Here is a 20132-nt window from a genome sequence, read left to right on the forward strand (position 1 = left end):
CAAATGGCTGCGTTAGGGGTGTGCGATGGCCTCCGCTCGACGGCTGCTCGGCAGGCTGGTCTACGGCTCGCGGTACGACAAGGTTCCCTGGGGGCAGCGGGTCTACGTCCGCCCCGGTGAACGGCTGATCCGCGAGGCCCAGTGGCGCGGGCTGCTCCGGCGCTCGCCGGTCGTCGAGCCCGAGGACTACCGGGCGGGCATGCCGCTGGGCGAGATCGAGGAGTTCATCGCCTGCACGCTCTGCGGCGAGGAGCGCTCGCAGCCGCTGTTCGAGCCGACGGGAGAGGGCGCCAAGTGGCGCTACCACGTGGTGCGCTGCCCTTCGTGCGGTTTCCTCTACCGCAACCCCAACATCCGCCCGGAGCGGCTCGGCGACCTGTACGCCAAGGGTTACAGCAAGTTCCTGACCGGCAAGTACGCCGCCAACCGGCAGCGCCGCTACCGGCTGACCATGGACGCGTTCTCCCCGGTCTTCGACGACGGCGCGGGACGGCGGCTGCTCGACTTCGGCTGCGGCGCCGGGCTGTTCCTGGAGCTGGCCGAGCAGCGCGGCTTCGAGGCGGTCGGCGTGGACCTGTCGCCCGACTCGGTGGCCCAGGCCAACGAGCGGCTCACCCGGGGGCGGGCGTACCTGGGCGCGCCGGAGGACGTGCCGGAGATCGCCGCGGGCGGCTTCGACGTGATCACGCTCTGGTCGGTGCTGGCGCACCTGCCCAGGCCGCTGGACGACTTCCGCCGGTTCCGCGAGCTGCTCGCGCCGGGCGGGGTGCTCATGATCCTCACGGTCAACGCCAACTCGCTGCTGCTCAAGGCGTACGGGTCGGCGTGGAGCGGCTTCACCAAGAACCATCTGATGTTCTACTCGGCCGACACGCTGCCGGTGCTGCTGCGCCGTACCGGCTTCGCGGGAGCGGGGTTCGCCCCCTTCTACGGCGACACGATCGAGGCCGGCACCACCAAGCTGCCGGATTCCCTGCGGGAGCGGCTGCGGCGCACGGTCGAGGCCACGGACGGCGGCAACATGCTGCGCGCGATGGCCTTCGCCGACGAGGAGGCGATCACCCGCTGGTCCGGCACGCGCGAGGTCCGCCGCCTGCGCGCCGAACCCGCCGCCGCGACGCAGGAGCCGCTGGATCTGACCGGGACGTGAGTACCGATGGGTAGTTGAAACGCATACGGTTGCCGTATGGCCGCTACCCCTGAAACGGTGCACTGGCGGGGCGTGCACCACCTCGCCCTCATCACCTCCGACATGGACGCCACCGTCAGGTTCTGGCACGGCGTCCTGGACGCCCGGCTGGTCGCCACCCTGGCCGTGCCCGCCTTCAAGCACTACTTCTTCGAGATCGGAGCCGGCAGCACCATCGCCTTCTTCGAGTACACCGACCAGGAGCTCGACAGCTTCGCCAAACCGGCCGGCGTCCCGTACGCCAAGGCCGCCCAGTTCGACCACCTCTCCCTCCACCTGCCCGACGAGGACGCGCTGGTACGGATGCGCGACCGGCTCAAGGCGCACGGCTGCGAGGTCACCGACGTCATCGACCACGGCTTCCTGCGTTCCATCTACTTCAGCGACCCCAACGGCATCGCGCTGGAGGCCTCCTGGTGGACGCTCGACGCCACCGGCCGGCCGGCGGACCACACCGACGAACGACTCTTCGCCGACCCCGACCCGGTCCCCGCCGTCCGCGAGCTCCGCGACACCGGCCGCCTGGCCCACACGGTCAGCACCCGGCTGGTGGACGGCGTCATCGAGGACCTCCGGCGCGAGGGCATCACCCTGGACCGCTGAGGCCCGCCCCGGACCAACACGTGATCCCGTTCTCCTGGGGCCGGCGCAAAATCCGTGTGGCGGCCTTGTGCGTGGGTATCTGCGTCGCTCGAACTCAGCGACGCAGCATCACGCCAAGGAGAGAGCATGGAACGGTCCCATCCCGTCAAGTCGGCCGTGGACAAGATCATCGATACGGTCGCCGGCGGACAGCCGGCCGAGATTCCTGGCGTACCGAACAGCGAGCCGCCGTCCCTGGAGGAGCCGACCGAGCCGCGCGAGCCGCTGCCGCCCAAGCCCGACCAGAGCGGGCCGGACACCTACTCCCCCACCGGCCAGCCCACCGACACCCCGCGGGGGAAGATGGCGCAGGGCGGCCCTTACCTGACGACCGCCCAGGGCCTGCGGGTGCGCGACACCGACCACTCGCTCAAGGCGGGCCCGCGCGGCCCGGTCCTGCTGCAGGACCACCACCTGCGCGAGAAGATCATGCACTTCGACCACGAGCGCATCCCCGAGCGGGTCGTGCACGCCCGCGGCGCCGGGGCGCACGGCGTCTTCCGCGGCTACGGCGCCGCCTCGAACGTCACCAGGGCCGCCTTCCTCGGCAAGGACGTGGAGACGCCGGTCTTCGTGCGCTTCTCCACTGTGATCGGCTCGCGCGGCTCGGCGGACACCGTACGCGACACGCGCGGCTTCGCGACCAAGTTCTACACCTCCGAGGGGGTGTTCGACCTGGTCGGCAACAACATCCCGGTGTTCTTCATCCAGGACGCGATCAAGTTCCCCGACGTCATCCACGCCGCCAAGTGGCACCCTGACCGGGAGATCCCCCAGGCCCAGACCGCGCACGACACGTTCTGGGACTTCGCCGGCCTGCACACCGAGGCGACCCACCACACGCTCTGGAACATGTCCGGCCGCGGCATCCCGCGCTCCTACCGGATGATGGAGGGCTTCGGTGTCCACACCTTCCGCCTGGTGAACGAGGAAGGGGCCACCACGCTCGCCAAGTTCCACTGGAAGCCCAAGCTCGGCGTGCACTCCCTGGTCTGGGAGGAGGCGCAGCTGCTCGGCGGCGTGGACCCCGACTTCCACCGGCGCGACCTCTTCGACGCGATCGAGTCGGGCGCATACCCCCAGTGGGAGCTGGGCCTCCAGCTCTTCCCCGACACCCCGGACCAGATGTTCGAGGGCATCGACCTGCTGGACTCGACGAAGATCGTCCCTGAGGAGCTCGCCCCGGTCCAGCCCGTCGGCCTGCTCACCCTCAACGCCAACACCTCCAACTTCTTCGCCGAGACCGAGCAGGTGGCCTTCCACGTCGGCCACCTGGTGCCCGGCATCGACGTCACCGACGACCCGCTGCTGGCCGGGCGGCTGTTCTCGTACCTCGACACGCAGATCACCCGGCTCGCCGGGCCCAACTTCCCGCAGATCCCCATCAACCGCCCGCACGCGCCGGTCAACGACATGCAGCGGGACGGCTTCCACCAGACGGCCGTGCACCGGGGTGTCGCACCGTACCGGCCGAACTCGCTCGACGGCGGCTGCCCCTTCACCGCCGGAGCCGACCAGGGAGCGTTCGTCGAGGTGCCGGTGGAGGTGTCCGGCCGGAAGGTGCGCGAGGCCCCGGCCTCGTACGACGACCACTTCAGCCAGGCGCGCCTGTTCTGGCTGAGCATGTCGCCGGTCGAACGCGAGCACATCGTCGCCGCCTACACCTTCGAGCTGGGCAAGTGCTACGAGCAGGCCGTCAAGGAACGGTACCTGCGGGTGCTCGCCAACATCGACCCCGTCCTGTGCAGGCAGGTCGCCGAAGGACTCGGGCTGCCCGCGCCGGACGCGTCCCAGCCCCTGGCCGACCCCAGCCCCAGCCCGGCGCTGTCCCAGGTCGGGCAGACGTGGCCGACGGACGGCCGGATCATCGGCATCATCGCCGGCGACGACGACGCGGAGGCGGTCGGCGCCGTCCGCCAGGCGGTGCTCGACGCCGGCATGGTTCCCCTGATCATCGCGCCCACCGGCGGCATGCTCGGCGGGACGCTGCCGGTGCAGCGCACCTTCACCACCGCCCGGTCGGTCGAGTTCGACGCACTGCTGGTGGCGAGCGCTCCCGCCCCCGGCAAGGACGCGTACGGCGCCCGCGACGCGAAGGCGGGCGGCGGCGCGGACTCCCCGATCGACCCGCGCGTGCTGCTCCTGATCACCGAGGCGTACCGTCACGCCAAGCCGATCGGCGGCTGGGGGGCGGCATCCCAGGTCCTCTCCCAGGCGGGCATCCCGGCGCAGGCCCCGGGCGTGGTCGTCGCCGACGACGGCCCGTCGGCCCTGGACGGGACGCTCCGGTTCCTGGCCGCGCACCGCGTCTGGGACCGCTTCCCCGCCGCGGCCGCGCTGACCTGACGGCTCCCCAGGCCGGCCCACCCCGCCGGGCGGGCCGGCCCGCCCGGCGGGCGCGGGCCGACCGCCTCAGTCTCCGGCAGGCGCGGGCAGGTCCGGCTCGCCCTCCCGGCAGGCGCACACGGCGATGCCGAGCGCGCCGCGCTCCCGGTCCACGCTCGTCACCGTGCCCGCGCCCAGGCACCTGCGGCACGGGAACGCCGCCGTCACCAGCGGATCACGCCAGCGAGGGTCCTCCCACACCGGTGGAGGACCCTCCGGCGGTCGCGGGGCCCGCTCGGCGGGCTCGTGCGCACCCCCCACCCAGCCGCGGCCGGCACAGAACCGGCAGGCGAGCCGCAGCCCGGCGAGCCGTTCGGTGCCGGATCCCTCGCAGTCCGGGCAGGTGATCGGGTCGGTCATCCAGCGCGCCCGACACCCCCGCAGGCGCCGCACGGCACCCACGTGGACTGCTGCCTGCTGTCGCCGTTACGGTCGACCCATTCGCCGCCGGCACCCATGCACGTGCCGCACACCGGCGGATCGTCATCCCTCTTGGCCATACTCCGCACGGTAGCCGCACCGTCGCCCGCTGTCCCGGGATCAGGTCATGACGACGGCTGACAACCGGTCCCGACCTTCCTCGACGGTCGGCGACAGCGGTGCACCCAGCCGCCGCGTGGCGCGTCCCCACGCCCTCGACTCCAGGAGTCATACATGCGCCGCGTCCTTCCCCGATCCTGGCCATGCTCGTCTCCGCCATCCTCGTCGCGCCTCCCGCCGCCGCCCACACCACGCCCACCACCGGCGTGACCACGTACCGGGGCAGCGGTGACGACGTGGTGCGCATCCCGCTCACGTCGAAGCCGAGCATCGTCAAGGCCACCACCGCGGCGAGTCCAACTTCATGTGTGGGCGCTCGACAACCGCGGGAGGTACAGGGTCAGGCGCCGCGGGGGAGGGCGAACCAGGTGGCCTTGCCGAGGCGGTCGGGCCAGGTGAGGTAGCGCTGCGGGTGGCAGCCGTAGAACCCGTCCGACAGGACGGCCACGATGTGCAGGCCGCGCCCGCGCTCGTCACCGCTGCCGGGCAGCCGCGGTGCGGGCAGGAGCCGGCCGCTGTCCACGACCACGCACAGGATCTCCCTGGGGTCCGCGGTCACGGCCATCTCGTACGGCGGGTCGCCGTACAGCAGCGCGTTGGTGACGATCTCGCTCATCATCAGCACCGCGTCGTCGACCAGGCCGGAGGGCACGCCCAGGGTCTCCAGCGCCTTGCGGGTGGCGGCACGGGCCCCGGCCACCGCGCGGGCGTCGCCGGGCAGCGGCCACGCGTACCGCGTGCGGCTGTGCGGGGCTGGTCGCAGCGGGTTCATGGCGGGCCTTTCCCGTGGGCGCTTTGACAGGCTGTACGGAAACAGGAGCGCCCCGGGTCGAGTCCTCGTATGTCCCCCGAGCGTGACACCTTCGTCACCCCCGGACCGGCAGCGGCCACGAGCAGTCGGTCAGGAGACTCGCTGCAACCGTTTGCCTCCCTACCGCGCGGAACCGTCGCGCCCCCCTTGACCCACCGGATTGATAACGCTAACAATCACAGCAGCCGTAACACCGGTGACATCCCCGACCTCCCGCAAGGAGCCCCCGTGCACGACGCCCGCCTCACGATCGATTCCGCGTTCCGGGTGGCGCCGGTGCGGCGCCGCACCTTCGGCGCCTTCGTCGAACATCTGGGCCGGTGCGTCTACACCGGCGTCTACGAGCCCGGCCACCCGAGCGCCGACGAGGACGGCTTCCGCCGCGACGTCCTCGACCTCACCCGCGAGCTGGGCGTCAGCACCGTCCGCTACCCCGGCGGCAACTTCGTCTCCGGCTACCGCTGGGAGGACGGCATCGGCCCCAAGGAGAACCGCCCCCGCCGGCTCGACCTGGCCTGGCACAGTACCGAGACGAACGAGGTCGGCGTCGACGAGTTCGTCCGCTGGTGCCGCAAGGCCGGAGTGGAACCGATGATGGCGCTGAACCTCGGCACCCGGGGCATCGCCGAGGCCCTCGACCTGCTGGAGTACTGCAACCACCCGTCCGGCACCGCGCTGTCCGACCTGCGTGTCGCCAACGGCGCCGAGGAGCCGCACGACATCCGGATGTGGTGCCTGGGCAACGAGATGGACGGACCCTGGCAGACCGGGCACAAGACCGCTCTGGAGTACGGCCGGCTCGCCGCCGAGACCGCCAGGGCCATGCGCACGCTCGACCCCGGCCTGGAACTGGTCGCCTGCGGCAGCTCCGGCTCGTCCATGCCGACGTTCGGGGCGTGGGAGGCGACCGTGCTGGAGGAGACGTACGACGTCGTCGACCTCATCTCGTGCCACGCCTACTACGAGGAGAAGGACGGCGACCTCGGCAGCTTCCTGGCGTGCTCGACCGACATGGAGTACTTCATCCGCTCGGTCGTCGCCACCGCCGACCACGTGGGGGCCAGGCTGAAGTCACGCAAGCGGATCGACGTCTCGTTCGACGAGTGGAACATCTGGTACCTGTCGCGCTTCCAGGCGGCCGAGCCGCCACGGGACTGGCCGGTCGCGCCGCCGCTGCTGGAGGACCACTACCACCTGGCGGACGCGGTGGCCTTCGGCGGGCTGCTCATCACCCTGCTGCGCAACAGCGACCGGGTGACGGCCGCCTCGCTGGCCCAGCTCGTCAACGTGATCGCGCCCATCATGACCGAGCCGGGCGGGCGGGCCTGGCGGCAGACCACCTTCCACCCGTTCGCCCAGGCCAGCCGGCACGCCGCCGGCGACGTGCTGCGGGTCGAGCCGGTCTCCCCGCTGTACGAGAGCGCGGCGTACGGCGACGTGCCGATGCTGGACGCGGTCGCCACCCGGTCGGACGACGGGGTCACGATCTTCGCCGTCAACCGCGCCACCGACGGGCCGCTCTCGCTGGAGATCGACGCCCGCGGCCTGCGCCTCACCTCGGCCACCACCCTCACCGACCCGGACGTCTACGCCCGCAACACCGCCGACGACCCTGACCGGGTGGCCCCCCGCCCCAACGAGAACGTGGAACAGGACCCGATGCGCGTCCTCCTGCCCCCGGTCAGCTGGAACGTCATCCACCTGTCCTGACGGTTTCGAGCAGCGTCGTGAGCTCCTTCACGCGCGCGTGGTTGTCGAGTCGCGCGAAGAGCTCACGGGCCGCGCGCCAGGCCGTGCGGGCCTGGTCGGGATCGGTGGTCGCGTGCAGGGCGCCGAGGAACTTGAGGGCCTGCGCCTCGTGGAAGGGGCTGGCGAGCTCGCGCCAGATCTCGACGGCGGCGACGGTGTGGGCGACGGCGAGGGCGTGGTGGCCCTCGGTCTGTTCGAGCTCGCCGAGCGCGGCCAGCGACGCGGCCTCCTGGAAGCGCGCCCTCCACTGGCGGGCCAGCCGGATGCTCCTGCCGAGCACGTCCCTGGCCCGATGGTCGCCCAGCTTGACGTAGGTCATGCCGAGGTGCGGCAAGATGGTGATCTCGCTGCTCAGGCTGCGGAGCGAACGGGCCAGCGTCACGCCGCGCGTGAAGTGCGCCTCGGCCCAGACGAGGCTGCCCTGTTCCCGCCGTACGATGCCGAGCAGGCTGTGGATCCGGCACAGCTGCGACGGGAGGGGCGCGTCCTCGGCCAGCCGCAGGCTGGCCTCCAGGTGGACGGTGGCCCGCTGGGGATCTCCCAGGACCCGGTGGCCGTACCCGAGCTGCCACTGGGCCTCGACCTGACCGAGCACGTAGCCCGCGTGCCGCGCCTTCGCCAGCGCCGCCTCGAGATAGGCCACGGCCTTGCCCGGTTCCCCCCGGACCAGGAACGCGGTGCCGGCGAGGATGCGGGCGTCGACCTCGCCGTGGACGTGGCCGGAGCTCTCGAAGAGCGCGACAGCGGAAAGGGCGTGCTCCAGCGCCTCGTCCTCGGCGTGCCGGGGGCCCATGCGCAGGCACTCGGCGAGGTCGCGCAGCATGAAGGCGCGGCCGCGGGCGTTCCCGGCGCGCTCGCAGGCGTCCAGCGCGAGCCGGCTGGTCGACTCCCAGCCGTCGTAGTAGTCGCGCAGTTCGAAGAAGTTGACGGCCGCGTCGGCGAGCTGCCAGCACAGGTCGTCCGCGCCGAGCGCGGCGGCCTGCGCCACCGCGGCCCGCAGCGCGCCTCTTTCGGCCTCGAACCAGGTGAGGGCGTCGGTGATCTCGACGTACGGCTCGTGCGGCGCGCCTTCGGCCGGGAGCGTCGGGAAGACTCTGCCGGGCAGCCGCGCGTCGGCCCGCCGGGCGAGGACCAGCCAGCCGCCGAGCGCGCGGGTCACGGCCGCGTGGATCTCGTCCGGAGCAGCCTGGGCGGCGGCGAGGTCGCGGGCGTGCAGGCGGATCAGGTCATGGAAGCGGTAGCGGGACTGGCCGGCGGCGTCGGTGCCGGAGAAGGTGAGAAGGTTGGCGCTCAGCAGCTCGCCGAGGCTGCGCTCGGCCTCCTCCGGAGACGTGTCGAGCACGGCCGCGGCGACCCAGCCCGCGAAGTCCGGGGTGTGCAGCACGCTGAGCAGGTAGTAGAGGCGCCGGGCCGGGGGCGACAGTGCCGTGTAACTCAGCCCGAGCGAGGCGCGCACGGTGAGGTCCCCGGCCGCGAGCTCGTCGAGGCGGCGTCGCTCGTCGCGCAGGAGCTCGGCGATGCGGGCGAGGGACCAGTCGGGCCGGGAGGCCAGGCGCGCCCCCGCGGTCCGGAGGGCGAGCGGCAGGTGGTCGCAGAGCCGGACGATCTCGCTCGCCACCGAGGGCGCGGCCCGCACCTGCTCCGGCCCCGTGATCCGAGCCAGCAGCTCGATCGCCTGGGCGGGCCGTAAGACGTCCAGGCGCAGGTGCCGGACGCCGGCCAGGCCCGCCAGCCGGGGACGGCCGGTGATCAGCACGCCGCAGGTGCCCGACCCCGGCAGCAGGGGACTGACCTGAGATTCGTCGGCCACGTTGTCGATCACCACGAGCATCCGCTTGTCGGCCAGGAGCGACCGGTAGAGGGCCGTGCGGTCGCCGACCGACTCAGGGATGGCGGCTCCTTCGACGCCGAGGGCGCGCAGCATCGACTCCAGCGCCCTGGCCACGGCGGTGTGGTCGTCGGCGCCGGAGAAGCCGACGTAGAGCTGACCGTCCGGGAATGCTCCCACGAGCTGGTGCGCGACGTGCAGGGCGAGGGTGGTCTTGCCGACCCCGCCCATGCCGGAGATCGCGCAGATCGTCGGCGCCCGGCTCCGGCCGGGGGACAGCGCCTCCCTGAGCGTCGCCACCTCGTCGTCCCGGCCGGTGAAGTCGGCGATCGTCGGCGGCAGCTGGCGCGGGACCACCGCGCCTCCCGCCGGCGGCCACCCGTCTGATCGCGCGGGCAGGTCGATCCGCTCGTCGCCGCGCAGGATCGCCTCGTGCACGCGGCGCAGCACAGGGCTCGGCTCCAGGCCCAGCTCGTCGGCGAGCAGGTCGCGGACGGCGGAGTACGTCTTCAGGGCCTCGGTCTGGCGGCCGGACCGGTAGAGGGCGAGCAGGAGGAGGGCGTGCAGGCTCTCCTGGTAGGGGTGGGCCCTGGCGACCTCGCGCAGCTCGGCCACCACCTCCTCGTGCCGCCCGAGGGCCAGCTCCGTCTCGGCCCACCGCTCGTGGACGGTGAGCCGGAGCTGTTCGAGGGACAGCGCCTCCTCCGCGATCGGCCCGCAGTCGAGGAACTCCGCGTACGCCGGGCCTCGCCACAGATCCAGAGCACGCCGGAGAGTCCGACCGGCGGACTCGTGATCCTGCCTGCCGAGAGCCGCCACCCCCTCCGCCGCGAGCGTCCGGAACTGCGCCGCGTCCACCTCGCCGTGGGTGACGAGCAGGTATCCGTCCGGCTTTGTCACCAGCCGGCCGGGGCCCAGTTTGACGCGGAGCTGGTGCACGTACGATTGGAGGTTGCTGCGTGCCGAGGCCGGCGGCCGGTCGTCCCACAACAGCGTGGTCAGATAGTCACCGGAGACCGGCTGGTCGGCCCGCGCGATCAGGCCGGCGAGCAGGGTGCGGAGCTTCCGGGCGTTGCCGAGAACAAGCTGATCTCCATCACGGACCACCCGGATCGGACCTAGGATCTCGAAACGCATCCAGTGTTTCTCCGCCCTGGACATTCCTCGAGGAGATCTTCGGCAGTGATCGGCCGCACGGTCGTGCGCGACGGGTGGCGTGCCGATCTTAGGTCCTCGCCGCGCCCGGCGCAAAGATCCCCTGCTCACGCCGTAGGCCCTCTGCCTGCGCACTCTCCGTCGGCCCCGTCACTGTCGGCGATGTAGTGCCGCCATAGGAGCGATTCGTAGATTCTGGTCATCCTGAGGGATCACCTCGAGGGCGCAGGAAAACACGGGGAGGTGTGCATGGAGACGCAGAAGAACGAGACCAAGAAGCTTGAGCTCAAGGTTCGCAAGCTCGAGAAGATCGAGACGACCAAGCTCCGCGAGGGCAGCGGCTGACTTGGCACGACGCGCCGGAGTCGATCGAGTCGCGATCGGCTCCGGCGTTCCATGTAACGAAAGAGTGCGCATGCGGAAACCTCGCGTCAAACGTGTTCACCTGCCGATGGTCCTCCCGGACGGCCGGATAAGAATCGGCCTCGGTCAGTACGGCGTGGCCGCCGAACTGGAGGACGACGCCGAGGGGAACATCGCTCGCATTCTCACCCTCATGGACGGCACCCGTGACATCGAGCGGATCTGCTCCGACTTCGTGGCGAACGACCCGGAGGTGGACCCGGAGAACGTCCGCGAGATCGTCGAGGCGCTCATCGGGGAAGGGTTCATCGAGGACGCCGAGGCGGAGCCGCCCGGCAACCTCTCCACCCGGGAGCTGGAGAGGTACGCGCGCGCGGGCCACTTCTACTCCTGGATCGACACCGTCCCGCGGGAGTCCCCCTACACGGTCCAGTCGAAGATCAAGGACGCCAGGGTGGGAATGCTGGGCCTGGGCGGCACCGGATCCGCCGTCGCGGCGGGCCTGGTGGCGAGCGGCGTCGGCGCCCTGCACGTGGCGGACTTCGACGAGGTCCAGGAATCGAACCTGACCCGGCAGCTCCTCTACACCGAGCAGGACATCGGCGCCTCCAAGGTGGAGCGGGCGGTCGCCCGGCTGCGCGCGATGAACAGCCTGGTCACGGTGACGGGCAGCGACGTCAAGGCGACCGGGCCCGACGACCTGGCCGCGCTGATGGCCGGCTGCGACGTGTTCGTGCTCTGCGCCGACGAGCCCCAGCCGGACATCATGCTCTGGACGAACGAGGCCGCGCTGCGTACGGGAACGCCGTGGTTCCTCAGTTTCTACGCCGGGCCGATGGCGGTGGTCGGCTCCTTCCATCCCGGTGAGACGGGATGCTGGCTCTGCGCGCGCCGTGACGAGGACGCGAGGCAGGCCGCCTCGGGGGAGCGGCTGCTCGGGGCCGGGGGCCGCCCGCCGAACGCGGTGGTCGCCGCCAGCGCCAACATCAGCGGTCACATGTGCGCGCTGGAGGTGCTGTACCACCTCGGCGGCCTGCCCACCCAGGCGCGCGGGCGGATCTTCCACTGGAACTTCGCGGTCTGGGACCACTGCTACGCCGTACCCGTGGTGCGTCACGACGACTGCCCCGCCTGTGGCCCGGTGGGCGGATGACCGCGCCCGCCGTCGACTCGACCGGCACGCTCCTGCTGCGCCCGCTCAGCATCCAGGCGGACGACGACCCGGACAGCGTCATCGTCGGACGGCCGGAGCTGGGCGAGTTCGTCAGCCTGCCCGCCCTCTACGGCAAGGCGGTCGAGCTGCTCGGCGACGGCCTCCCGGTCGGCGTGGTCCAGCGCCGGATCGAGGACGAGCACGACGTCGAGCTGGATGTCGTGCAACTCGTGGAGGCGCTCGTCGACCTCGGCTTCGTCGCCCGGCTGAACGACGTGGACCTGCCCGACGCGGCCGACGCGGCCCCGCCGCCCCACCTGCCCTGGCTGGCCGAGAGGCACGTGAGGTGGCTGTTCGGCCGCCCGATGGCGGTGCTGTGCGCGGTCGTGGTCGGCGCGGCCGTCGTGACCCTGTTCGGCCGGCCCGACCTGGTGCCCGTGTACCACGACTTCTTCTGGAGTGACTACATCGGGCTCACGACGCTGGTCAACACCGCGATGTTCTCGGTGGTGATCAGCCTGCACGAGCTGATGCACCTGGCGGCGGCGCGGTCGCTCGGCACCCCCGCGCGCATCGGGTTCGGCACCCGGCTGCACAACCTGGTCGTGCAGACGGACGTCACCGCCATCTGGTCGGTGCCGAGGCGCTCGCGTTACCGCGTCTACCTGTCCGGCACCTACTGCGACCTCTTCCTCCTGGCGATCCTGCTGCTCGTGCTCGCCTACGCGAACCCGCCCGAGGAAGTCGCGGCACTCCTGCGGGCCCTCGCGCTGATCACCATGCTGAGCGTGCCGATACAGGCGCACGTCTACATGCGGACCGACTTCTACTTCGTGCTCGCCGACCTCCTGCGCTGCCGCAACCTGTTCGGCGACGGGCTCGACTACGCCCGCTACCTGCTCCGCCGGGCGGCCGCCGTCGTCAGGCGGGCGCGGCCCCCCGCCGACCCGAGCGCCGAGCTGTCCGCCCGCGAACGACGGGCGGTGCGGATCTACGCGGTGCTGCTCGTCCCCGCCGCGACGATCGCCCTCGGCACGTTCGCGATCTACACCCTGCCGATCATCGTCAGCTCGCTGGTCCAGGCGCTGGTCGCCGTCTGGGGCGGCCTGAACGGCGGCTCCGTGCTGCTGGGCGTCGACGGCGGACTCTTCCTGCTGGTCGAGGGCGGGATCCAGGTCCTCTTCGTGGTCACGTTCATCCGGTCGCACCCCCACTGGTTCCGCCGCCGGTCAGCGGCGGCAGAGGCGGGCTGACGGGTCAGCCGGGGGCGGGGGCGGTGCTCTCGCGTACGACCAGCTGGGGTTCGACCAGGCGGCGGGCCGGCTCCGTGTGACCGGCCATGCGGTCGAGCAGCAGGTGGAAGGCGTGCCTGCCGACCTCGCCGAACTCCTGGCGTACCGTCGTCAGCGGGGGCCAGAAGTAGGCCGCCTCCGGGACGTCGTCGAACCCGACAACGCTCACGTCGTCCGGCACCCGGCGGCCCGCCTCACGCAGCGCCCGCATGAGGCCGAGCGCCATCTGGTCGTTGGCCACGAAGATCGCCGTCACCGACGGGTCGTCGGCGAGCCGCCGGCCCAGCTCGTGGCCGGAACGCGGGCTCCAGTCGCCGCGCAGCGGCTCGACGACCGGGCGGCCCTCGGACTCCAGCACCGCGCGCCAGCCGTCGATCCGGTAGTTGGCGTCCAGCCAGTCGACCGGCCCGCCCAGGTGGTGGACGGTCCGGTGGCCCAGGTCGAGCAGGTGGCGGGTGGCCCTGGCCGCCCCGGCGCGCTGATCGACCGTGACGACCGGGACCGGGATGTCCTCACCGGCGTCGACCGCCACCACGGGCAGGTCGCGCGGCAGGTGGCGCAGGCCGTCGGCGGCGGACTCGTGCGGGGCCAGGATGACGACGCCGTCGACCGCCTGGGCGCGCAGCCGCCGCACCGCCTCCTCGATGGAGCGCCTGCTGAGCTGGCTGAGGCTGGCGATGCTGACGCTGTAGCCGCTCAGCCTGGCCGTCTGCTCGATGCAGTAGAGAGTGGACGCGGGACCGTACAGGGTGGTGTCGATGCTGACCACGCCGAGCACGCCCGAGCGGCCGGTGACGAGCTGGCGCGCGGCCAGATTGGGCCAGTAGTCGAGCTCGCGGACGGCCGCGAGGACCCGCTCGCGGGTCTCCGCGCGCACCCGGTGCGGCGCGTTGAGCACCCGCGAGACCGTCATCGCCGAGACCCCCGCCAGTGCTGCCACGTCCCCCAGCACGGCGGGTTTGCGCGGGGCCTCGGGTTCGTCTCCTGCGCCGGCCATGCGTTCCCCCTCATGATTTCCGCATTAACGCTAACAGGAGGAAATCCCGGCTCGACGCCCGGATGATTGACGGAACCGAAACTGAATGAGGTTCCACCACGGAGGAGGACCGTTGAACCTGCCCGAGACCGGGAGGACCGCCGAGGAGCTGCTCGCGGAGCTGGCCCGGCTCACCGAGCACGACCTGCCCGTGCGCGGCGGTCAAGTGACCTCCTACGTGTACGACACCGGCCGGCCGGAGGTGCACGAGGCGGCGGCTCGCGCGTACGCCGCGATGCTGGAGGTCAACTGCCTGGACCCGACGGCGTTCCCGAGCATCGTCGAGATGGAGAAGCAGGTCGTCGGCGCCGTCGCGGACCTGCTGGGCGGCGGGCACGGCGTCTTCACCAGCGGCGGCACCGAGTCGATCATGCTGGCGGTGAAGGCGGCCCGCGACGCGGCTTCCCGGCCCGGCCCGAACCTGGTGGTGCCCGTCACCGCCCACCCGGCCTTCCACAAGGCGGCCCACTACCTGGGCGTGGAGGTCAGGCCGATCCCGGTGGACCTGGAGACGTTCAAGGCCGACGTGCGGGCGGTCTCGGAGGCGATGGACGAGGACACGGTGCTGGTCGTCGCGTCGGCTCCCTCGTACCCACAGGGGGTGATCGACCCCGTCGGGGAGATCGCCGCGGTCGCGGCGGAGGCGGGCGTGCCCTGCCACGTGGACGCGTGCGTGGGCGGGTGGCTGCTGCCGTGGCTGCGCGAGGCGGGCGCGGACGTGCCGCCGTTCGACCTGTCGGTGCCGGGGGTGACGTCGCTCTCCTGCGACCTGCACAAGTTCGGGTACGCGCCGAAGGGGGCGTCGGTGGTGCTGTTCGCCGACCCGGCGATGCGGCGGCGGGCGTACTTCGCGTCGGCGGCCTGGCCCGGCTACACGATCATCAACGCGACCGTGCAGAGCTCCCGGTCGGCGGGGCCGCTGGGCGGGGCCTGGGCCACCCTCCAAGCCCTCGGCCGGGAAGGGTACGTCGAGCTCGGGCGGGCCACGCTGGAGGCGGCGGACCGGCTGCGCGCGGGGCTGGCCGGGATCGGCGGGCTGCGGGTGCTGGGCTCGGGGTCGACGCTGGTGGCCTTCACCTCCGACGACGTGGACGTGTTCGTGCTCGCCGACGAGGCGCGGGCGCGCGGGTGGTTCCTGCAGCCGCAGCTCTCGTACGCGGGGATCCCGGCGAACCTGCACATCACGGTCACCGGGGTGACGCTGGCCGGGGTGGACGCGATGCTCAAGATGATCGCCGAGTCGGCGGAGGCCGCCCGGCGGCTCGGGCCGCCCGTCGTCCCCGACGGGCTGGTGGAGCTGATCACCGGGCTGGACCTGGACGCGCTGGACGACGCCACCTTCGCCGAGCTGGCCGCGTCGGTGGGGGTGGACCTGCGGCCGGGGGCCGGCCAGCCTCGGATGGCCGTGGTCAACGCCGTGCTGGACGCGCTCCCGGCCGAGCTGCGGGAGGCGATCCTGGTGCGGTTCCTGTCGGTGATCTACAGCTAGTAGCGTTCGCGTTCGTGCCCCCGTTACCGCGCCCCGTCCTCGCCGCCTGGTCAACCGCCGTCGTCGTCGCCCTCGTACCCACGTGGTGGTTGTGGGAGGAGTGGCTGACGCCGGAACCGCTGGATACGCTGGAGTGGGCCGGGCTGGAGGATTTTGAGGACCACGGCTACATCTACGGCATGGTCCGCCTCTACAGCAGTTCGAACCCGACGCCGGTGCTGTCGCCACTGGTCGGCGACCTCGGCGCGGTCGCGAACGTCGCGTACGCTTGCGCGCTCCCGGCGGTGCTGGTGCTGGCCGGGTTCCTGGCCTGCCTGCGGCAGGGCGATCCGGAGGCGGTGGGGCGGCGGGTCGCGTGGGGGCTGGTGGCGGTGGCGGCGGCGGGGCCGGTCACCGCGCCGGATTTCTCGCTGACGGTTCTCAGCCCGGAGTGGTTCGTGGTCATGGCCGACTGCTGGGGGCGTGCCCAGGTCTGCTACCTGCTCGCGGCCTTGCTGGTGCTGGCCGCCTCGCTCGGCATGCCGCCGTCCCGGCCCGGCCGCCGAAGGGACCGGGCTCAGGGCGGCGGCGCTGCTGGCCGACTACGTGATCTTCTGCGCGGCGCTCGGCCTGGTGATGCCGCTGCTCCCCGAGAGCCGCTTCACCGGTCTCGGAGGGCTGCTCTCCCACCTGGAGTCCGGGATGCTGCCGGTGGGCACGGATCTGGCCGTGGTGGCGCTGCTGTTCCTGTACGTGTGGATCCCGCGCGGCACGACCGTGGGCAAACGGCTCCTCGGGCTCCGGGTGGAGGGCGCCGGGCCGGGGAAGGCGGCGCTGCGGGCGCTGCTCTTCCCCGTCGCCGTGCTGTGGCCCGAGTACGGGGTGCTGTGGCTGGCCGCCGACGCGCTCTGGTCGTTCGCGGACCGGGACGGGCGGATGCTGCACGACCGGCTGCTGGGCACTTCAGTCACATTCACCAAGGGGCATCCGGCCACCCTGACGCACCCCATACCGTGAGCCCCCCGTCTCGCCTCGCAGTCAGCGTGGCAGCGATGGTATCGACCTCCGTCGTCGCTCTCGGCGGCACACGACCTGCTCGGCGACGTCGCGGAGTTCGCGCTGCTCCGGGAACAGGGCCGGCTCACCTCGCCGCCCAGACACTGACGATCCGCTGGCCGTGGATATAGGAATTTCAGAACGTGTTCTGATATAGACTCAGCGCGTGAGCGCATGCCATGCCGACGCCGTGACCTTCTCAGAGCTGTCGAGAAATCCCCGATCGGTCGCCGAACGCGCGGCACGCCTCGGACGCGTTCGCGTCACACATCGCGATGCTCCCGACTTCTACCTGACAGCAGCGGACCGTGAAGAGGAGCGCGAACAGACACTGGCCACCGCGTCCCGGCTGTTCCTCGCTCTGATCAAACATGACCCCACAGCGCGGGCGCTGGTCATCGCCATGCCGGAGGTCTTTCCCTGGGTTCGCCACCTGTCCTCGGACGAACTGCGGGCCTTCACCCTGGAACTGGTCGAAGCGCTCTCCGACGCGGCCGAGCTCGACGTCGATGCCACAACCCGGGAGGTCGTCGCGGGCTGGCGAGCCACCGCCAGGATCAAGGCCGACCCTGCACATTACGCCGAGGCCCGCAAGCCCACCAGCGGCGACTTCGGCCCGGTACAGGTTTTCACATGAGTCCGAAACGGGGCGATCGCGTTACGGTACCGCCACCGGATGACGAATGGGATCTCCGGTTCGGCACCGGCGACGCGGTCAAAGGCTGGGAAGAACTGTGTCGCCACGCCTTGGCCAATACGCGCCGATGCTTCGAGATACTGCGAGCCGATCCCCGATCACGCGCAAGTCACGACCGTCAGCATCGCCTGCGCGGTGATCTAGCGACCCATCGTCACAACGGCAAGGACTTGGAGCAGTGGGAGTTCGAGGTGACCAGCGGCGGGCGCGTGCGGTACGTCATCGATGACGCCACTCGTACTGTTTGGGTGATATACGCATCGCCTCGACACCCCAAGGACACCGAATAGGCACGGCCGAAACCTGGCGCACCATAAGTTCTGGCGACACGAGCGGCCCCATAGCCGGAACAGGTCGCGTTCCGGGCACTGCGGAACCGCTTCACCCTTCGATAGAGCTACTCGGCCTCGCCGGAGAGCAGCTTCTCCCACAACTTCGCGACCTCGCCGTACGAGGTCGGACGACTCTCCTCGACGATCACGACGGTTGACGAACGGTCGGTCCGGCGTATCCAGGCGAGCCCGGCCGCAGCGCAGAACTCGTAGACCCGCGCCCGGCACTCACAGGTGTGCCGCAGGACCCGGACCCGGCCGAAGCGCGGCAACGGATCACGCCAATCGATCGACTCAGCATCGAACCCACCAGCAGCGGCGTGAGGACCGTGAAAGTCAGGAGTCACGTGAGAGCCTCTTCCGCGTCCTCGAACTCAGGCGTCGCGAGCACGCCCAGCGTGGAAACCTCGGCCCACACCAGGTTCCACCGTTGCGGCACGGACCGGGTCCCCCACCTGATCGCGGTCTGCTCAACCAGCCACAGACCACGACCACCACACTCGTCGTCACCGGACCGGCGAGAACGCGGGACCGTCGCCGCCCCCTCATCGATCACCTCAACCCTGGCCAGCGCGTCGGTGACCTCGTAAACCTTCACCCTCACCAACCCGCCCGGCCGCCCCGACTCGGTGTGCAGCACGGCGTTCCCGGCCAACTCGCTCGCGACGAGCCGGGCATCGTCCACATCGCGATGCCCCGCCACCATCAGGGCGTCGGCCACCCAGCGGCGAACCAGGCAGACCCAAGCCGCGTTCCCCGGAATCGTCAGGTCCACCAGTGCCTGTTCTTTCACTGGGCCACCTCCCACACTCGCTCGCATGCGCTCTCGTCCCGCGCGTCCACGCACCGGTCGCGCCCTCGTCCCCACGAGAAGACCCACTGCTCGCCCCGCAGAGAAGCCCGTACGAGCAGCGGCCCCGACACCCGCTGCACCGCGACGAACGGCTCGTCACGCCTCGGCAACTGCACCGAAACGGCCAGGCCGCGCCTCGTGAGACCCCACGCGAGTTGCGTCAGGTAGTGAAATTTTTCCTGTTCACGGGTTGGTTTGGATCGTTCCAGCCCATCTTGCCTTCGCTTTCGTCGCATCACTCGCTCCGCCTTCTCTCGGCCGTGCGGTGCCGGTGAATTCAGGACAAAGGGTTCATATACCGTTTTAGGTACTGCGCTCCTTGCTTCTTGGTACGCTCAAGCATGGCCGAGCAATCGCGTACACGCAATTGCGTTCAAGCAAGTGACATAAATTGAATGCGTTTGCGCAACTTGCCGCAGATGGCGAAACTGGGTGCCAAGTACAAGGAGGGCCATGTCCACCAGCCCTACGGCGCGACGACGACGCTTGGGCCACGAGCTACGGCGCTTGAGAGAAGCGGCACAGCTACGCGCAGATGAGGTAGCAGCCCGGCTTCACTGGTCGGCGACCAAAATGTCCCGAATTGAGACGGGTCAGGTCAGTGTCCACCACGGTGACGTCTCCGATCTCCTCGATATATACGAGGTCTCGGACGAGAATCTGCGAGCAGAGCTAGGCGATATGGCACGCCAATCACGCCTAAAGGGGTGGTGGCACCGACACCGCGACACCTTCAAACGCGGCTTCGACTCGTATATTGGCCTGGAGAATGACGCCAGAGGGCTGCGGACATATCAGAGCCAAGTCGTGCCCGGCCTTCTTCAAACCGAGGCTTACGCACGCGCAGTTATCTGCGCTATCGCTGCGGGACAGACACCTGCAGATATCTTGGACAAGAAGATAGCAGTCCGCTTGAGCCGACAAGAGCTGCTCATTCGCACAGACCCCTTGACGCTGCATGTCATTCTTGATGAAGCAGTTCTGCGACGAGACGTGGGAGGGGCGGAGACCATGGCTGAACAGCGCGATGCCCTTATATCCATGGGCAAGCTACCTAACATAACGTTGCAGGTGCTCCCCTTCTCGGCGGGTGCTCATGCGGCGCTTGACGGCGAGTTCAGCATCCTTGAGTTTCCTGACTCCAAAGACCCAGACGTTGTCTATCTTGAGCAGAAGACCAGCGGCCTGGTCCTGGAAGATCCGAGCGAGCTGGATTGCTACTCGATGATGTTCACACGACTGAGCGCACAGGCACTCGATTCAGATCAGTCGGCTGCCTTCATAGCATCTCTTACCTAGTTGGAGCAAGCAGCGAGATGACTGCATTTTCAGAGCAACACATCGCATGGCGCAAGAGTAGTTATAGCACTGACGGCGGAAACTGTGTCGAAGTCGCCCCGCTAGCCAATGGCCGCATCGCAATGCGAGACAGCAAGGACCCTCACGGGCCAGCGTTGGTCTTCAATCCGAGCGAGTGGAGAGCATTCGTTTCCGGAGTCAAGGGCGGCGAGTTCGGCCTGGCCTGACTACCCAGTTCACCGCGATCCCTTACGGCTCGCCGGTCCGATCGGCGAGCCGTCTGC

General features: G+C 70.5%; 19 protein-coding genes. 11 read left to right on the forward strand and 8 right to left on the reverse strand.

Annotation, left to right across the window (positions count from 1 at the left end):
• Window positions 1–25: 25 nt before the first annotated feature.
• The 3 genes from ACQEUU_RS01205 to ACQEUU_RS01215 all read left to right on the forward strand — a co-directional run bounded on the left by ACQEUU_RS01205 (window position 26) and on the right by ACQEUU_RS01215 (window position 4177).
• The gene (locus ACQEUU_RS01205; protein WP_433059032.1) at window positions 26–1150 is read left to right on the forward strand and encodes a class I SAM-dependent methyltransferase; all 1125 of its coding nucleotides are present in this window, start codon (window positions 26–28) and stop codon (window positions 1148–1150) included.
• Between the two features lie 36 nt (window positions 1151–1186).
• Window positions 1187–1792 (forward strand): VOC family protein, encoded by a 606-nt coding sequence (locus ACQEUU_RS01210; protein ID WP_433059034.1) that lies wholly within the window; start codon window positions 1187–1189, stop codon window positions 1790–1792.
• 126 nt (window positions 1793–1918) lie between these two features.
• Window positions 1919–4177, forward strand: coding sequence for a catalase (locus tag ACQEUU_RS01215; protein ID WP_433059037.1), 2259 nt, complete (start codon window positions 1919–1921; stop codon window positions 4175–4177).
• A gap of 66 nt (window positions 4178–4243) precedes the next feature.
• On the opposite strand, the gene ACQEUU_RS01220 is transcribed toward ACQEUU_RS01215, so the two are convergent.
• Together ACQEUU_RS01220 and ACQEUU_RS01225 are read right to left on the reverse strand one after the other, a co-directional pair.
• A complete protein-coding gene (locus tag ACQEUU_RS01220; RefSeq protein WP_433059039.1) occupies window positions 4244–4576 on the reverse strand; it encodes a hypothetical protein in 333 nt (110 codons plus the stop codon).
• Window positions 4577–5096: 520 nt separating this feature from the next.
• On the reverse strand, window positions 5097–5528 hold the full coding sequence (locus tag ACQEUU_RS01225) for an ATP-binding protein (RefSeq protein ID WP_433059042.1): 432 nt from the start codon (window positions 5526–5528) through the stop codon (window positions 5097–5099).
• A 267-nt stretch (window positions 5529–5795) separates the two neighbouring features.
• Between ACQEUU_RS01225 and ACQEUU_RS01230 the strand changes: the two genes are divergently transcribed.
• On the forward strand, window positions 5796–7277 hold the full coding sequence (locus ACQEUU_RS01230) for an alpha-N-arabinofuranosidase (RefSeq protein WP_433059045.1): 1482 nt from the start codon (window positions 5796–5798) through the stop codon (window positions 7275–7277).
• Here the strand turns inward: ACQEUU_RS01230 and ACQEUU_RS01235 are convergent.
• On the reverse strand, window positions 7261–10281 hold the full coding sequence (locus ACQEUU_RS01235) for a BTAD domain-containing putative transcriptional regulator (protein WP_433059048.1): 3021 nt from the start codon (window positions 10279–10281) through the stop codon (window positions 7261–7263). The genes ACQEUU_RS01230 and ACQEUU_RS01235 overlap by 17 nt on opposite strands.
• A 433-nt stretch (window positions 10282–10714) precedes the next feature.
• Here ACQEUU_RS01235 and ACQEUU_RS01240 point away from each other — a divergent pair, with 433 nt between their 5' ends.
• Both ACQEUU_RS01240 and ACQEUU_RS01245 read left to right on the forward strand, forming a co-directional pair.
• Window positions 10715–11815, forward strand: a complete 1101-nt coding sequence (locus ACQEUU_RS01240) for a TOMM precursor leader peptide-binding protein (protein ID WP_433059051.1) — start codon at window positions 10715–10717, stop codon at window positions 11813–11815.
• The gene (locus ACQEUU_RS01245) at window positions 11812–13068 is read left to right on the forward strand and encodes a hypothetical protein (protein WP_433059054.1); all 1257 of its coding nucleotides are present in this window, start codon (window positions 11812–11814) and stop codon (window positions 13066–13068) included. The genes ACQEUU_RS01240 and ACQEUU_RS01245 overlap by 4 nt, the downstream gene beginning before the upstream one ends.
• A 4-nt stretch (window positions 13069–13072) precedes the next feature.
• On the opposite strand, the gene ACQEUU_RS01250 is transcribed toward ACQEUU_RS01245, so the two are convergent.
• A complete protein-coding gene (locus ACQEUU_RS01250) occupies window positions 13073–14104 on the reverse strand; it encodes a LacI family DNA-binding transcriptional regulator (RefSeq protein ID WP_433059057.1) in 1032 nt (343 codons plus the stop codon).
• A 112-nt stretch (window positions 14105–14216) separates the two neighbouring features.
• On the opposite strand from ACQEUU_RS01250, the gene ACQEUU_RS01255 reads away from it, so the two are divergent.
• Window positions 14217–15632, forward strand: a complete 1416-nt coding sequence (locus ACQEUU_RS01255; RefSeq protein ID WP_433059060.1) for a pyridoxal phosphate-dependent decarboxylase family protein — start codon at window positions 14217–14219, stop codon at window positions 15630–15632.
• A gap of 190 nt (window positions 15633–15822) precedes the next feature.
• Here the strand turns inward: ACQEUU_RS01255 and ACQEUU_RS01260 are convergent, their stop codons facing one another.
• Window positions 15823–16077: a hypothetical protein gene (locus ACQEUU_RS01260; protein WP_433059063.1), complete on the reverse strand. Its 255-nt coding sequence runs from the start codon at window positions 16075–16077 to the stop codon at window positions 15823–15825.
• A 17-nt stretch (window positions 16078–16094) separates the two neighbouring features.
• Here ACQEUU_RS01260 and ACQEUU_RS01265 point away from each other — a divergent pair, with 17 nt between their 5' ends.
• Together ACQEUU_RS01265 and ACQEUU_RS01270 are read left to right on the forward strand one after the other, a co-directional pair.
• Window positions 16095–16628, forward strand: a complete 534-nt coding sequence (locus tag ACQEUU_RS01265; protein WP_433059065.1) for an RDD family protein — start codon at window positions 16095–16097, stop codon at window positions 16626–16628.
• A gap of 205 nt (window positions 16629–16833) precedes the next feature.
• The gene (locus ACQEUU_RS01270) at window positions 16834–17304 is read left to right on the forward strand and encodes a hypothetical protein (protein ID WP_433059068.1); all 471 of its coding nucleotides are present in this window, start codon (window positions 16834–16836) and stop codon (window positions 17302–17304) included.
• Window positions 17305–17761: 457 nt separating this feature from the next.
• On the opposite strand, the gene ACQEUU_RS01275 is transcribed toward ACQEUU_RS01270, so the two are convergent.
• Genes ACQEUU_RS01275 through ACQEUU_RS01285 form a run of 3 tightly spaced genes read right to left on the reverse strand, consistent with a single transcriptional unit; the run spans window position 17762 to window position 18665 of the window.
• Window positions 17762–18043: a hypothetical protein gene (locus ACQEUU_RS01275; protein ID WP_433059070.1), complete on the reverse strand. Its 282-nt coding sequence runs from the start codon at window positions 18041–18043 to the stop codon at window positions 17762–17764.
• Window positions 18040–18489, reverse strand: a complete 450-nt coding sequence (locus tag ACQEUU_RS01280; RefSeq protein WP_433059073.1) for an ATP-binding protein — start codon at window positions 18487–18489, stop codon at window positions 18040–18042. The genes ACQEUU_RS01275 and ACQEUU_RS01280 overlap by 4 nt, the downstream gene beginning before the upstream one ends.
• The gene (locus ACQEUU_RS01285) at window positions 18486–18665 is read right to left on the reverse strand and encodes a hypothetical protein (RefSeq protein ID WP_433059076.1); all 180 of its coding nucleotides are present in this window, start codon (window positions 18663–18665) and stop codon (window positions 18486–18488) included. Before ACQEUU_RS01285 ends, ACQEUU_RS01280 begins: the two co-directional genes overlap by 4 nt.
• 337 nt (window positions 18666–19002) lie before the next feature.
• On the opposite strand from ACQEUU_RS01285, the gene ACQEUU_RS01290 reads away from it, so the two are divergent.
• On the forward strand, window positions 19003–19848 hold the full coding sequence (locus tag ACQEUU_RS01290) for a helix-turn-helix domain-containing protein (RefSeq protein WP_433059079.1): 846 nt from the start codon (window positions 19003–19005) through the stop codon (window positions 19846–19848).
• Between the two features lie 17 nt (window positions 19849–19865).
• Window positions 19866–20075, forward strand: a complete 210-nt coding sequence (locus tag ACQEUU_RS01295) for a DUF397 domain-containing protein (protein ID WP_433059082.1) — start codon at window positions 19866–19868, stop codon at window positions 20073–20075.
• Window positions 20076–20132: the final 57 nt, after the last annotated feature.

The sequence above is a fragment of the Nonomuraea sp. CA-218870 genome (assembly GCF_050936535.1).
Taxonomy (GTDB): Bacteria; Actinomycetota; Actinomycetes; order Streptosporangiales; family Streptosporangiaceae; genus Nonomuraea; species Nonomuraea corallina.